The 12,250-nt window shown below is 35.7% G+C and carries 21 protein-coding genes; all 21 read left to right on the forward strand.

Annotated elements, in window-relative coordinates; translation table 11 throughout:
- Positions 1-20: 20 nt before the first annotated feature.
- The gene (gene rplX, locus A4G25_RS11500) at positions 21-338 is read left to right on the forward strand and encodes a 50S ribosomal protein L24 (protein ID WP_047130857.1); all 318 of its coding nucleotides are present in this window, start codon (positions 21-23) and stop codon (positions 336-338) included.
- Between the two features lie 25 nt (positions 339-363).
- Positions 364-903 (forward strand): 50S ribosomal protein L5, encoded by a 540-nt coding sequence (gene rplE, locus A4G25_RS11505; RefSeq protein WP_015900967.1) that lies wholly within the window; start codon positions 364-366, stop codon positions 901-903.
- Positions 904-928: 25 nt separating this feature from the next.
- Positions 929-1,114, forward strand: coding sequence for a type Z 30S ribosomal protein S14 (locus tag A4G25_RS11510; protein ID WP_015900966.1), 186 nt, complete (start codon positions 929-931; stop codon positions 1,112-1,114).
- A 32-nt stretch (positions 1,115-1,146) separates the two neighbouring features.
- The gene (gene rpsH / locus A4G25_RS11515; protein WP_015900965.1) at positions 1,147-1,545 is read left to right on the forward strand and encodes a 30S ribosomal protein S8; all 399 of its coding nucleotides are present in this window, start codon (positions 1,147-1,149) and stop codon (positions 1,543-1,545) included.
- Between the two features lie 25 nt (positions 1,546-1,570).
- The gene (rplF, locus tag A4G25_RS11520) at positions 1,571-2,107 is read left to right on the forward strand and encodes a 50S ribosomal protein L6 (protein ID WP_047130856.1); all 537 of its coding nucleotides are present in this window, start codon (positions 1,571-1,573) and stop codon (positions 2,105-2,107) included.
- Positions 2,108-2,138: 31 nt separating this feature from the next.
- Positions 2,139-2,501 carry a 50S ribosomal protein L18 gene (gene rplR, locus A4G25_RS11525; RefSeq protein WP_047130855.1) on the forward strand — a complete coding sequence of 121 codons (363 nt, stop codon included), beginning with the start codon at positions 2,139-2,141 and terminating at the stop codon, positions 2,499-2,501.
- 21 nt (positions 2,502-2,522) lie between these two features.
- Positions 2,523-3,023, forward strand: a complete 501-nt coding sequence (rpsE, locus tag A4G25_RS11530; RefSeq protein WP_047130854.1) for a 30S ribosomal protein S5 — start codon at positions 2,523-2,525, stop codon at positions 3,021-3,023.
- A 16-nt stretch (positions 3,024-3,039) separates the two neighbouring features.
- Positions 3,040-3,228 (forward strand): 50S ribosomal protein L30, encoded by a 189-nt coding sequence (gene rpmD, locus A4G25_RS11535; RefSeq protein ID WP_047130853.1) that lies wholly within the window; start codon positions 3,040-3,042, stop codon positions 3,226-3,228.
- A gap of 25 nt (positions 3,229-3,253) precedes the next feature.
- Positions 3,254-3,694: a 50S ribosomal protein L15 gene (rplO, locus tag A4G25_RS11540; RefSeq protein WP_047130852.1), complete on the forward strand. Its 441-nt coding sequence runs from the start codon at positions 3,254-3,256 to the stop codon at positions 3,692-3,694.
- Positions 3,694-4,986 carry a preprotein translocase subunit SecY gene (gene secY / locus A4G25_RS11545; RefSeq protein WP_047130851.1) on the forward strand — a complete coding sequence of 431 codons (1,293 nt, stop codon included), beginning with the start codon at positions 3,694-3,696 and terminating at the stop codon, positions 4,984-4,986. Before rplO ends, secY begins: the two co-directional genes overlap by 1 nt.
- Before the next feature lie 16 nt (positions 4,987-5,002).
- Positions 5,003-5,653, forward strand: a complete 651-nt coding sequence (locus A4G25_RS11550; protein WP_047130850.1) for an adenylate kinase — start codon at positions 5,003-5,005, stop codon at positions 5,651-5,653.
- 191 nt (positions 5,654-5,844) lie between these two features.
- Positions 5,845-6,063 carry a translation initiation factor IF-1 gene (gene infA, locus A4G25_RS11555; protein WP_001118443.1) on the forward strand — a complete coding sequence of 73 codons (219 nt, stop codon included), beginning with the start codon at positions 5,845-5,847 and terminating at the stop codon, positions 6,061-6,063.
- Between the two features lie 33 nt (positions 6,064-6,096).
- On the forward strand, positions 6,097-6,210 hold the full coding sequence (gene rpmJ, locus A4G25_RS11560; protein WP_002479550.1) for a 50S ribosomal protein L36: 114 nt from the start codon (positions 6,097-6,099) through the stop codon (positions 6,208-6,210).
- 22 nt (positions 6,211-6,232) lie between these two features.
- Entirely contained in the window at positions 6,233-6,598 is a 366-nt protein-coding gene (gene rpsM / locus A4G25_RS11565; RefSeq protein ID WP_015900957.1) for a 30S ribosomal protein S13, read from the forward strand.
- 23 nt (positions 6,599-6,621) lie between these two features.
- Entirely contained in the window at positions 6,622-7,011 is a 390-nt protein-coding gene (rpsK, locus tag A4G25_RS11570) for a 30S ribosomal protein S11 (protein ID WP_015900956.1), read from the forward strand.
- Between the two features lie 85 nt (positions 7,012-7,096).
- Entirely contained in the window at positions 7,097-8,041 is a 945-nt protein-coding gene (locus tag A4G25_RS11575; protein ID WP_046099928.1) for a DNA-directed RNA polymerase subunit alpha, read from the forward strand.
- A 22-nt stretch (positions 8,042-8,063) separates the two neighbouring features.
- Complete coding sequence (gene rplQ, locus A4G25_RS11580) at positions 8,064-8,432, forward strand: 50S ribosomal protein L17 (RefSeq protein WP_047130849.1); 369 nt, start codon at positions 8,064-8,066, stop codon at positions 8,430-8,432.
- Positions 8,433-8,787: 355 nt separating this feature from the next.
- Positions 8,788-9,597 (forward strand): energy-coupling factor transporter ATPase, encoded by an 810-nt coding sequence (locus A4G25_RS11585; protein WP_371093494.1) that lies wholly within the window; start codon positions 8,788-8,790, stop codon positions 9,595-9,597.
- Positions 9,594-10,457, forward strand: coding sequence for an energy-coupling factor transporter ATPase (locus A4G25_RS11590; RefSeq protein WP_047130847.1), 864 nt, complete (start codon positions 9,594-9,596; stop codon positions 10,455-10,457). The genes A4G25_RS11585 and A4G25_RS11590 overlap by 4 nt, the downstream gene beginning before the upstream one ends.
- Positions 10,447-11,253, forward strand: a complete 807-nt coding sequence (locus tag A4G25_RS11595; protein WP_047130846.1) for an energy-coupling factor transporter transmembrane component T family protein — start codon at positions 10,447-10,449, stop codon at positions 11,251-11,253. The genes A4G25_RS11590 and A4G25_RS11595 overlap by 11 nt, the downstream gene beginning before the upstream one ends.
- Before the next feature lie 4 nt (positions 11,254-11,257).
- The gene (gene truA, locus A4G25_RS11600) at positions 11,258-12,061 is read left to right on the forward strand and encodes a tRNA pseudouridine(38-40) synthase TruA (RefSeq protein WP_047130845.1); all 804 of its coding nucleotides are present in this window, start codon (positions 11,258-11,260) and stop codon (positions 12,059-12,061) included.
- The last annotated feature ends 189 nt before the right edge of the window (positions 12,062-12,250 follow it).

The raw sequence follows: 12,250 nt of genomic DNA on the forward strand, positions 1-12,250 counted from the left end.
AAATCTAAGGAGGTGCCCACATGCATATCAAAAAAGGTGACAACGTAATCGTTATCTCAGGTAAAGATAAAGGTAAAACAGGTGTAGTACAAGCTACAGAACCTAAAAAAGACCGTGTCGTTGTGGAAGGTGTTAACATCATTAAAAAGCACCAAAAACCAACTCAATTTAATCCAGAAGGTGGAATCTTAGAAACTGAAGCACCAATTCATGTTTCTAACGTACAATTATTAGACCCTAAAACAAATGAACCAACACGTGTTGGCTATAAATTTGTAGATGGTAAAAAAGTTCGTATCGCTAAAAAATCAGGCGAAGAAATCAAATCTAATAATTAATAACTAGTTGAAAGGAGGATCCACTTTGAGCCGTTTAAAAGAAAAATTCAATACTGAAGTTACTGAGAACTTAATGAAAGAATTCAATTACAGTTCAGTAATGGAAGTTCCAAAAATCGATAAAATCGTTGTGAACATGGGTGTAGGTGACGCAGTTCAAAACTCTAAAGTTTTAGATAACGCTGTAGAAGAGTTAGAATTAATTACTGGTCAAAAACCATTAATCACAAAAGCTAAAAAATCAGTTGCGACATTCCGTTTACGTGAAGGAATGCCTATCGGTGCGAAAGTAACACTTCGTGGCGACAGAATGTATGAATTCCTAGACAAATTGATCGCAGTATCATTACCACGTGTACGTGACTTCCACGGTGTTTCTAAAAAAGCATTTGATGGTCGCGGTAACTACACTTTAGGTATTAAAGAACAATTAATTTTCCCAGAAATCGACTATGATAAAGTAAGTAAAGTAAGAGGAATGGATATCGTTATCGTTACGACTGCGAACACAGATGAAGAAGGTCGTGAATTGTTGAAACAATTCGGTATGCCATTTCAAAAATAAGCTCTAAATAAAGGAGGCTAATTAAGTGGCTAAAAAATCAATGGTTGTAAAATCATCTAAAAAACAAAAATTCCCAGTTCGTGAATATACGCGTTGTGAACGCTGTGGTCGTCCACATTCTGTATACCGCAAATTCAAATTATGCCGTATCTGTTTCCGTGAATTAGCTTACAAAGGCCAAATCCCTGGCGTACGTAAAGCTAGCTGGTAATTAAAGAGAGTCTTGAAAGGAGGCAACAATCTATGACAATGTCAGATCCAATCGCAGATATGCTAACTCGTGTAAGAAACGCAAACATGGTGCGTCATGAAAAAATCGAGTTGCCTGCGTCAAATATCAAAAAACAAATTGCTGAAATCTTAAAAAGTGAAGGTTTCATTAAAAACGTTGAATTCGTAGAAGATGATAAACAAGGTGTTTTACGTTTATTCCTTAAATACGGTCAAAACAACGAACGCGTTATCACAGGTTTGAAACGTATTTCTAAACCAGGTTTACGTGTTTATGCTAAAGCAGACGAAGTACCTAAAGTATTAAACGGTTTAGGTATTGCATTAGTTTCAACTTCTGAAGGTATCGTTACTGACAGAGAAGCAAGAAAACGTAATGTAGGCGGAGAAGTACTAGCATACGTTTGGTAATAAATAATTAAGGAGGTGCCCATTAATGAGCCGTGTAGGTAAGAAAATCATTGAAATTCCTAGTGATGTAACAGTAGACATCAAAGGAAACGTTATTACAGTCAAAGGCCCTAAAGGTGAATTGACAAGAACTTTTGACGACAGCATGTCATATAAATTAGAAGACAACACATTAGAAGTTGTACGCCCATCTGATTCTCAAAAAGACAGAACAGTTCACGGAACAACTCGTGCGTTGATTAACAATATGGTACAAGGTGTTTCTAAAGGTTTCGAAAAAACTTTAGAATTAATCGGTGTAGGTTACCGTGCACAATTGCAAGGTAGTAACTTAGTACTTAACGTAGGTTACTCTCACCCAGTTGAATTCAAACCTGAAGATGGAATCACTTTCAGTGTTGAAAAAAATACTACAGTTAAGGTTGAAGGTATTTCTAAAGAATTAGTTGGAGCTACTGCTTCAAATATTCGTGCCGTAAGACCTCCTGAACCTTATAAAGGTAAAGGTATCCGTTACCAAGGCGAATATGTTCGTCGTAAAGAAGGTAAAACTGGTAAATAATAAATAACTCTCTAAGAAAGGAGAATAAAGCATGATCAGCAAAATTGATAAAAATAAAGTACGCTTAAAAAGACATGCACGTGTACGTTCTAACTTATCTGGTACATCTCAAAAACCACGTTTAAACGTATACCGTTCAAACAAACACATCTATGCACAAATCATCGATGACACTAAAGGCGTAACTTTAGTTCAAGCATCAACTCAAGACAAAGATTTCGAAAATGAAACTGGTTCAAAAGTTGAATTATCTTCTAAAGTCGGAGAAGCAATTGCTAAAAAAGCAGCTGATAAAGGTATCACTGAAATTGTCTTCGACCGCGGAGGTTACTTATACCATGGACGTGTTAAAGCATTAGCAGATGCAGCACGTGAAAATGGATTACAATTTTAATTATAAAAGGAGGGACAATAGATGGCTCGTAGAGATGAAGAAGCTAAAGAATTTGAAGAACGCGTTGTAACGATCAACCGTGTTGCGAAAGTTGTAAAAGGTGGACGTCGTTTCCGTTTCACTGCATTAGTAGTTGTAGGTGACAAAAATGGACGTGTCGGATTCGGTACTGGTAAAGCACAAGAGGTGCCTGAAGCAATTAAAAAAGCAGTAGAAGCTGCTAAAAAAGAATTAGTTACAGTTAACCGTGTAGAAGGTACTACTCCACACACTATCACTGGCCGTTTCGGTTCAGGAAGTGTATTATTGAAACCAGCAGCACCTGGTACTGGTGTAATCGCAGGTGGACCAGTTCGTGCCGTATTAGAATTAGCAGGTATCACTGATATCTTAAGTAAATCATTAGGTTCAAACACACCAATCAACATGGTTCGTGCGACTCTAAATGGTTTAGAAAATCTTAAAAATGCTGAAGAAGTTGCGAAATTACGTGGCAAATCAGTAGAAGAATTATACAATTAAGGAGGGAAAATGAATAATGGCTAAATTACAAGTTACCCTCACTCGCAGTGTGATTGGACGTCCTGAAACTCAACGTAAAACTGTAGAAGCTTTAGGTTTGAAAAAAACTAACTCTTCAGTTGTACTTGAAGACAATGATGCCAATCGCGGGCAAATTAATAAAGTAAGTCACTTAGTTACAGTAGAAGAAGTAGACGCTAAATAAGAAATAAAATCAAGGAGGTGCCGAAATGAAATTACATGAATTACATCCAGCAGAAGGATCACGTAAAGTACGCAACCGCGTAGGCCGTGGTGCTGCTACAGGTAATGGTAAAACAAGTGGACGTGGACAAAAAGGTCAAAAAGCACGTTCAGGCGGTAAAGTAAGACCAGGATTTGAAGGTGGACAATTACCTTTATTCCGTCGTTTACCAAAACGTGGATTCACTAACATTAACCGTAAAGAATTCGCAGTTGTTAATTTAGAACAACTAAACAGATTTGAAGAAGGTACAGAAGTTACTCCTGAGCTTTTAATCGAAACTGGTGTGGTTAAAAATGCTAAAGCGGGTATCAAAGTATTAGGTAATGGTTCTCTAGAGAAAAAATTAACAGTAAAAGCACATAAATTCTCTGCATCTGCAGCTGAAGCAATTGATGCTAAAGGTGGAGCACACGAGGTGATCTAATGTTTGAAACATTCGTTAACTTCTTTAAAACTAAAGAAGTACGGAACAAGATCTTTTTTACGCTCGCAATGCTAGTTATTTTTAAAATAGGTACTTATATACCTGCGCCTGGAGTCAATCCAGCTGCATTTGATAACAATCAAGGTTCTCAAGGTGTCACTGATTTATTAAATACTTTTGGTGGCGGAGCCTTGAAGAACTTTTCCATATTTGCAATGGGTATCATGCCCTACATCACTGCTTCAATCGTAATGCAGTTATTGCAAATGGATATTGTTCCGAAATTTACAGAATGGGCTAAACAGGGTGATGTTGGACGTAAGAAATTAAATAACGTTACACGTTATTTTGCAATTATCTTAGCGTTTATCCAATCCATCGGTATGGCATTCCAGTTTAATAACTATTTGAAGGGTGCATTGATTGTTGATCCTTCTCCAATGAGTTATTTGTTAATTGCAATTGTATTAACGACTGGTACTGCATTTTTATTATGGTTAGGTGAACAAATCACTCAGTATGGTGTAGGTAATGGTATTTCAATCATTATCTTTGCTGGTATTTTGTCAACATTGCCATCATCGCTTATTCAGTTTTATCAACAAGCCTTTGTCGGGCAAAGTGATACAACTATGGCATGGTTGCAAGTGGCTGGTTTAGCTATTGGGTTAGTACTATTGACTATCGGTGCTGTTTACGTGCTTCAAGCAGTACGTAAAATTCCTATTCAATATGCTAAGAAGCAAGCAACTCAGCGTTTGGGTTCAAATGCAACGTACTTGCCGTTAAAAGTTAACTCAGCAGGGGTTATCCCGGTTATCTTTGCAATGGCATTCTTCTTGCTACCTAGAACATTAACAATGTTCTTCCCTAAAGCAGACTGGGCACAAGAGATTGCAAATACAGCCAATCCATCAAGTAATATTGGAATGGTAATTTATATTATCTTGATCATTGCATTTACTTACTTCTATGCATTTGTTCAAGTTAATCCTGAAAAAATGTCTGACAACCTTAAGAAACAAGGCAGTTACGTTCCAGGTATCAGACCTGGTGAACAAACTAAAAAGTATATTACTAAAGTTTTATATCGTTTAACTTTTGTTGGTTCTATATTCTTAGCAGTTATCGCTATTTTGCCGATACTTGCTACTAAGTTTATGAACTTACCGCAGTCTATCCAAGTCGGCGGTACAAGCTTATTAATCGTAATCGGTGTTGCTATCGAAACGATGAAAAGTCTCGAAGCGCAAGTTAACCAAAAAGAATATAAAGGCTTTGGTGGTAGATAAACTGTAGGAGGGCAATATGAATATCATCTTAATGGGTTTACCTGGTGCAGGTAAAGGAACTCAAGCGAGTGAAATAGTTAAGAAATTCCCTATTCCGCATATATCTACAGGTGATATGTTTAGAAAAGCTATCAAAGACGAAACTGAATTAGGTAAAGAAGCTAAGTCTTATATGGACCGTGGCGAACTTGTACCTGACGAAGTTACTGTGGGTATCGTTAAAGAAAGACTTTCTGAAGACGATGCGAAAAAAGGATTTTTATTAGATGGTTTCCCACGTACACTTGAACAAGCAGAAGCATTAAGTAAAATCATGAAAGAACTTGACAGAAAGATTGATGCAGTAATCAACATTGAAGTTCCAGAAGAAGAACTTATGAATCGACTCACTGGACGTCGTATTTGCGAAGTTTGTGGAACGACTTATCATCTTGTGTTCAATCCTCCAAAAGTTGACGGTGTTTGCGATCTTGACGGCGGTAAATTATACCAACGTGAAGACGACAACCCAGAAACAGTTGCAAAACGTTTAGAAGTCAATGTTAAGCAGTCAAAACCTATCATTCAATACTATGATAAAGAAGGTATTTTGAAAAACATTGATGGTTCTGGTGATATTGAAAAAGTTACAGAATCTGTAATTGATATCCTAGAAAATCTTAAGTAATTCAACATTGCTGCTTGTTTGTTGAATGAAGGTAGTCTCAAATTGTTAGTCTCTTAGTATTCAGCGTATTAAGAGTGACAAAATAACGATAATGATTCCCAAGATTTTGTTCAACACTTAAATACAACGGCAGTATGTCTAACATTTTCCAATAGACATTAACTAATAATGCAAAAGGGGGAATTGTTCTAATGGCAAAACAAGATGTAATTGAATTAGAAGGTACAGTACTAGATACTTTACCAAATGCAATGTTTAAAGTAGAATTAGAAAATGGTCATGAAATTTTAGCACATGTTAGTGGTAAAATTAGAATGAATTATATTCGTATTCTACCTGGCGACAAAGTAACTGTAGAAATGTCTCCATACGATTTAACTCGTGGAAGAATCACTTATCGTTATAAATAATTCGTCACTCCATAATTACAGGGAGGTATAAAAATGAAAGTAAGACCATCAGTAAAACCTATTTGCGAAAAATGCAAAGTCATTAAACGTAAAGGTAAAGTAATGATCATTTGTGAAAATCCGAAACACAAACAAAGACAAGGTTAATAAAAGAGAGGTGTAAAATAATATGGCACGTATTGCAGGAATCGATATTCCACGCGAAAAACGCGTTGTAATTTCATTAACTTATATCTACGGTGTAGGTAAATCAACTGCTGCTAAAATTTTAGAAGAAGCTAACGTTTCTCCTGACACTCGCGTTAAAGATTTAACAGACGACGAATTAGGTCGTATCCGTGAAACTGTTGACGCATACAAAGTAGAAGGTGACTTACGTCGTGAACAAAACTTGAACATTAAACGTTTGATGGAAATCTCATCTTACCGTGGTATCCGTCACCGTCGTGGCTTACCAGTTCGTGGTCAAAAAACTAAAAACAACGCTCGTACGCGTAAAGGCCCAGTTAAAACTGTAGCTAACAAGAAAAAATAATAGGTAAAGGAGGAAAATTTTAAATGGCACGTAAACAAGTATCTCGTAAACGTAGAGTGAAAAAGAATGTTGAAAATGGTGTAGCTCACATCCGTTCAACTTTCAACAATACAATCGTAACAATTACTGATGAATTCGGTAATGCATTATCATGGTCATCAGCAGGTGCACTTGGTTTTAAAGGTTCTAAAAAATCAACACCTTTCGCTGCTCAAATGGCTTCTGAAACTGCTTCAAAAACAGCTATGGAACATGGCTTGAAATCAGTTGAAGTAACAGTAAAAGGACCTGGTCCTGGTCGTGAATCAGCTATTCGTGCATTGCAATCAGCTGGTTTAGAAGTAACAGCTATCAGAGACGTTACTCCAGTACCTCATAACGGTTGCCGTCCGCCAAAACGTCGTCGCGTATAATATTATAGTTGAATGTTATGTTCCGCAGATCACTGAGATAAGCAGTATCTTATAAGTCGACGTAACCAAGGAGGATATGTAAATAATGATAGAAATTGAAAAACCTAGAATTGAGACAATTGAAATTAGTGAAGATGCTAAATTCGGTAAGTTTGTTGTTGAACCACTAGAACGTGGCTATGGCACTACGCTAGGAAACTCCTTACGTCGTATCCTACTATCTTCATTGCCAGGTGCAGCTGTTAAGTACATCGAGATCGAAGGCGTTCTCCATGAATTCTCAGCAATTGATAACGTAGTAGAAGACGTATCTACAATCATTATGAATATTAAGAAACTTGCTCTTAAAATTTATTCTGAAGAAGATAAAACGTTAGAAATCGATGTTAAAGATGAAGGCGAAGTTACAGCAGCAGACATTACTCACGATAGTGATGTTGAGATTTTAAACCCAGAGCTTAAAATTGCGACTGTATCTAAAGGTGGACATTTAAAAATCCGTCTAGTTGCTAATAAGGGTAGAGGTTACGCATTAGCTGAACAAAATAATACTAGTGATTTACCAATTGGTGTTATTCCAGTTGACTCATTATACTCACCAGTAGAAAGAGTTAACTATACAGTTGAAAACACTCGTGTAGGTCAAAGTAGTGATTTTGATAAGTTAACATTAGATGTATGGACTGATGGTTCTATCACTCCACAAGAATCAGTTTCATTAGCAGCAAAAATTTTAACTGAACACTTGAACATCTTTGTTGGATTAACTGATGAAGCAAAAAATGCTGAAATCATGATTGAAAAAGAAGAAGATCAAAAAGAAAAAGTACTTGAAATGTCTATTGAAGAATTAGACTTATCAGTACGTTCTTATAACTGCTTAAAACGTGCAGGAATCAATACTGTTCAAGAATTGGCTGACAAATCTGAAGCAGATATGATGAAAGTACGTAATTTAGGTCGTAAATCTTTAGAAGAAGTAAAATATAAACTCGAAGATCTAGGCTTAGGTCTAAGAAAAGAAGATTGATAAAGGTAAAGGAGGTTAACTCATGGGTTACAGAAAATTAGGTCGTACATCTGATCAACGTAAAGCTATGTTACGCGACTTAGCAACTTCACTTATCGTTAATGAGCGTATCGAAACTACTGAAGCTCGCGCGAAAGAATTACGCGGTGTTGTAGATAGTTTGATCACTTTAGGTAAAAAAGGAGATTTAGCTTCTCGTCGTCAAGCAGCTAAAATCGTTCGTGATGTTGAAATCTTAAACGAAGATGACACAACACAAACTGCATTACAAAAATTATTCGGTGAAATTGCACCACGTTACACTGACCGTCAAGGCGGATATACTCGTGTACTTAAAGCAGGTCCTCGTCGTGGAGACGGTGCTGAATCAGCAATTATCGAATTAGTTTAATTTGAAGTTATAACTTGAAACTAAGCAAGAATGATAAGTAGAAGAACACGATGAGAGCATTGTGCGCTTATCATTGTACTAAAAATAAACACACAGACTTAATGAATATATAAAGCAAATGAGTGCAACGATAATGTTTGCCACATACAAATATTGTCTAGCTCAGAGTGCCCCATTCATCTAACTTAATAAATTTAAAGCGTGAACTCAAAAACAGAATGGGGTGCGCGCTTTTTTATTTTTAAAGCCCCTGACGGTTATTTACGTTTAGGGGCTTTTATCATATATGTGCATATACACAAAACTTATATTCATGTACAATTAAAGAGTGAATTTATAACGAAGGGACAGAGCCATTTTGAACAATGAACATATAATTGAATTTGATAATGTTTCATTCCAATATCAAGGCGATGAATGGTTTACGCTAAACGATATCTCATTTAAGATACCTAAAGGCAAATGGACCTCAATCGTCGGCCACAATGGTTCTGGAAAGTCGACAATTGCTAAATTGATGATGGGAATGATGCAATATCAAGAAGGTCGAATTCTTTTTAAAGATCAAAGAGTTGTGCCTCACAATTTAACAGAAATCAGAAAGAATATTGGTATTGTTTTTCAAAATCCTGAAAATCAATTTGTAGGATCAACTGTTCAATATGATGTTGCATTCGGATTGGAAAACTTTATGGTCTCTTATGAAAAAATGCATGATGAAGTGCCTGAAGTGCTCAAAGAAGTAGATATGTTTGCACAACGCAATCATGAACCTCAAGCATTATCTGGAGGACAGAAGCAGCGTGTAGCTATTGCAGGAGTATTAGTATTAAGTCCAGAAGTCATTATATTAGATGAGGCTACTTCAATGTTGGATCCTGAAGGGAAAACATCATTAATGAGATTAGTGCGGCATTTAAATGAAGATAAGAATGTAACGATTATTTCTATTACACATGATTTAACCGAAACAGTGGATTCGGATTATATGATTGTTTTAAATCGTGGAAAAGTATATGAAATGGGAACACCTAAAGAAATTTTCGAGAAAGGGTCATCGTTAACAGAAATCGGCTTAGATTTGCCGTTTCCAATGAAAATTAATCAAATGCTCGGTAATGCGCCAGAGTTTTTGAATTATGATGAATTGGTGGATTACTTATGAAGGTAAATTTCAAAGATGTGAGCTATATATATCAAAAGGGCACACCCTTTGAATATGAAGCTTTGCATCATATAGATACACATTTTGATGAAGGACGCTATTATGCCATTATTGGACAGACAGGCTCTGGAAAATCTACTTTAATCCAACAATTCAATGGACTTTTAAAGCCTACATATGGTGCTGTTGAGTTGGACGATTTGAAAATTATGGAAAAAACCAAAGACAAAGCAATTCGTCCAATGCGACAAAAAATTGGAATGGTGTTTCAATTTCCAGAATCGCAACTTTTTGAAGACAATGTTGAAAGAGAAATTCTTTTCGGACCTAAAAATTTCAAAATGGATTTAGAACATGTTAAAGATTATGCATATCGTTTATTGATGCAGTTAGGCTTTGATCGAGATATTATGGAAAAATCACCATTTCAAATGTCTGGAGGACAAATGCGTAAAATTGCGATAGTTTCAATTTTAGCGATGGATCCAGATGTGATTATATTAGATGAACCTACAGCTGGTTTAGACCCAAAGAGTCGTGTACAGGTGATGTCTTTATTTAAGCAACTTCAAAAAGATTATGGAAAAACTATTGTACTTGTAACGCACGATATGAATGATGTTGCACAGTATGCTGAAAATGTAAAAGTAATGCAGAAAGGCTCTTTAATGTTTGAAGGGACTCCAAGAGCTTTATTTGGCAATTTAGAGCGTGTGAGAGATTATCATTTGGATTTGCCAGATGTTGTACAGCTCCAATATGATTTTGAGCAGAAATATAAAACTAAATTACCTTATACAGCCTTATCTGATGAAGAATTTATACAGCTATACAAGGAGTGGCAAACTCATGAAAAATAAATTTATAATTGGTCGTTATTTGCCGCTTGATTCTATGATTCATAATCTGGATCCGAGAGCCAAATTATCCTTTGTATTCTTTTATATTATTCTAGTTTTTTTCTGCCATAATTTCGCAATGTATGGTTGGATGCTGCTCATATTATTAATATTAATGTATTGCTCGAAGATTAAATTATTTTATTTACTCAAGGGACTAACACCTATTTTATTCTTCTTGATATTTACGTTTTTAATGCATTTATTTTTGACTAAAGGAGGAACGGTTTTATTTCAATGGAAATTCATCTCTATAGAAACAGGCGGCATTATTGAAGGTATCTATATTTGTTGTCGTTTAATGTTTATTATGATGATTTCAACAATTATGACACTGACAACGAGTCCTATTGCATTAACAGATGCATTTGATAAAATTTTAGCACCACTACGTTATGTTAAAATTCCTGTACAGCAATTAAGTATGATGATGTCTATTGCTTTGCGTTTTATTCCAACATTGATGGAAGAACTGGATAAAATCATACTTGCACAAAAATCAAGAGGCTCAGAGATCAGTTCAGGGACTATTGGTCAAAGAATCAAAGCATTCATACCTTTACTCATTCCATTGTTTATTTCGGCTTTTCAACGTGCTGAAGATTTAGCCATCGCTATGGAAGTAAGAGGATATGATGTTAAAGCTAAACGTACAAGTTATCGTAAATTAAAATGGCATTGGAAAGACACTTTACTTATCTTTTTGTTGATTCCAATAGCTGTAGTTTTATTTGCACTGAAAAATATAGGGGTGTAGAAATGTGCGGATTTTAGTAAAAATTTCATACCAAGGAAGTAATTTTTTAGGATTTCAAATTCAACAGCACGGGAGAACAGTACAACAACAATTTGAGAAAATATTAAAACGCATGCATAAACGTCATGTGCGTATTCATCCATCAAGTCGTACTGACAGAGGTGTACATGCAATAGAACAATATTTTCACTTTGATACTGAACTGAATATTGCGCCTGACAAATGGCAGCATGCGATGAATAGCGCTTTGCCTGATGACATTTATGTCAACGAGGTATCAATCGTCGATGATGACTTTCATTGTCGCTATGACTGTGTAGGAAAGCGTTACAGATATAAAGTATATCAAGGCAAACATCGTGATGTGTTCATGAGCGGTTTGAAAACCTTTTATGCAGATTCACTTGATTTAGAGAAAATGAATGAAGCAGCTCAACAATTTATAGGTACGCATGATTTTACTGGATTTTGTTCACAAAAAACAGAAGTAGAGAGTAAGGAACGTACTTTATATCAAAGTGAAATAATTAAAACAGAAAATGGGTTTGATTACATTGTGACTGGCTCAGGTTTTCTGTATAATATGGTTCGTGTACTTGTTGCCTTCTTGATTGAAGTAGGCAAAGGTAAACGTCAACCTGAAGAAGTTCCTATTCTTTTGGAAGCTAAAGATCGTAAGCAAGTTCCTTTCACTGCGCCAGCAGAAGGACTTTATCTAGAAAAAATCTATTTAGCTCCAGAAGAATTAATCAATGACTTCGGGTCAGATATTAAAATACATCGTAAAAAATCATTGGAAAATGATTGAATCGTATTGACAAATACTTAGATAAATTATACGATTATATGCGGTATTGTTTTATATCACCACCACGATAAGCCCCGGAAACTTATTGTGTTACTAGATATAGAAGCAAAGTCGAATGAAAATCAACTAAATGAATATTATCTGAGCTTTGAATCGTAACATTGTTTTAAAAAAAGCAACTTGCATAGC

It is taken from the genome of Staphylococcus condimenti, assembly GCF_001618885.1.
Taxonomy (GTDB): Bacteria; Bacillota; Bacilli; order Staphylococcales; family Staphylococcaceae; genus Staphylococcus; species Staphylococcus condimenti.

What these genes read in the sequence shown, in the direction of transcription:
- A4G25_RS11595 (WP_047130846.1), top strand. Translation starts at nt 10,447, where the DNA reads ATGAAAAATAAATTTATAATTGGTCGTTATTTGCCGCTTGATTCTATG.
- rplQ (WP_047130849.1), top strand. Translation starts at nt 8,064, where the DNA reads ATGGGTTACAGAAAATTAGGTCGTACATCTGATCAACGTAAAGCTATG.
- infA (WP_001118443.1), top strand. Translation starts at nt 5,845, where the DNA reads ATGGCAAAACAAGATGTAATTGAATTAGAAGGTACAGTACTAGATACT.
- rplX (WP_047130857.1), top strand. Translation starts at nt 21, where the DNA reads ATGCATATCAAAAAAGGTGACAACGTAATCGTTATCTCAGGTAAAGAT.
- rpmJ (WP_002479550.1), top strand. Translation starts at nt 6,097, where the DNA reads ATGAAAGTAAGACCATCAGTAAAACCTATTTGCGAAAAATGCAAAGTC.
- rpsE (WP_047130854.1), top strand. Translation starts at nt 2,523, where the DNA reads ATGGCTCGTAGAGATGAAGAAGCTAAAGAATTTGAAGAACGCGTTGTA.
- A4G25_RS11575 (WP_046099928.1), top strand. Translation starts at nt 7,097, where the DNA reads ATGATAGAAATTGAAAAACCTAGAATTGAGACAATTGAAATTAGTGAA.
- rpmD (WP_047130853.1), top strand. Translation starts at nt 3,040, where the DNA reads ATGGCTAAATTACAAGTTACCCTCACTCGCAGTGTGATTGGACGTCCT.
- rplF (WP_047130856.1), top strand. Translation starts at nt 1,571, where the DNA reads ATGAGCCGTGTAGGTAAGAAAATCATTGAAATTCCTAGTGATGTAACA.
- A4G25_RS11590 (WP_047130847.1), top strand. Translation starts at nt 9,594, where the DNA reads ATGAAGGTAAATTTCAAAGATGTGAGCTATATATATCAAAAGGGCACA.
- rplO (WP_047130852.1), top strand. Translation starts at nt 3,254, where the DNA reads ATGAAATTACATGAATTACATCCAGCAGAAGGATCACGTAAAGTACGC.
- secY (WP_047130851.1), top strand. Translation starts at nt 3,694, where the DNA reads ATGTTTGAAACATTCGTTAACTTCTTTAAAACTAAAGAAGTACGGAAC.
- A4G25_RS11550 (WP_047130850.1), top strand. Translation starts at nt 5,003, where the DNA reads ATGAATATCATCTTAATGGGTTTACCTGGTGCAGGTAAAGGAACTCAA.
- rpsH (WP_015900965.1), top strand. Translation starts at nt 1,147, where the DNA reads ATGACAATGTCAGATCCAATCGCAGATATGCTAACTCGTGTAAGAAAC.
- rplR (WP_047130855.1), top strand. Translation starts at nt 2,139, where the DNA reads ATGATCAGCAAAATTGATAAAAATAAAGTACGCTTAAAAAGACATGCA.
- rpsK (WP_015900956.1), top strand. Translation starts at nt 6,622, where the DNA reads ATGGCACGTAAACAAGTATCTCGTAAACGTAGAGTGAAAAAGAATGTT.
- rpsM (WP_015900957.1), top strand. Translation starts at nt 6,233, where the DNA reads ATGGCACGTATTGCAGGAATCGATATTCCACGCGAAAAACGCGTTGTA.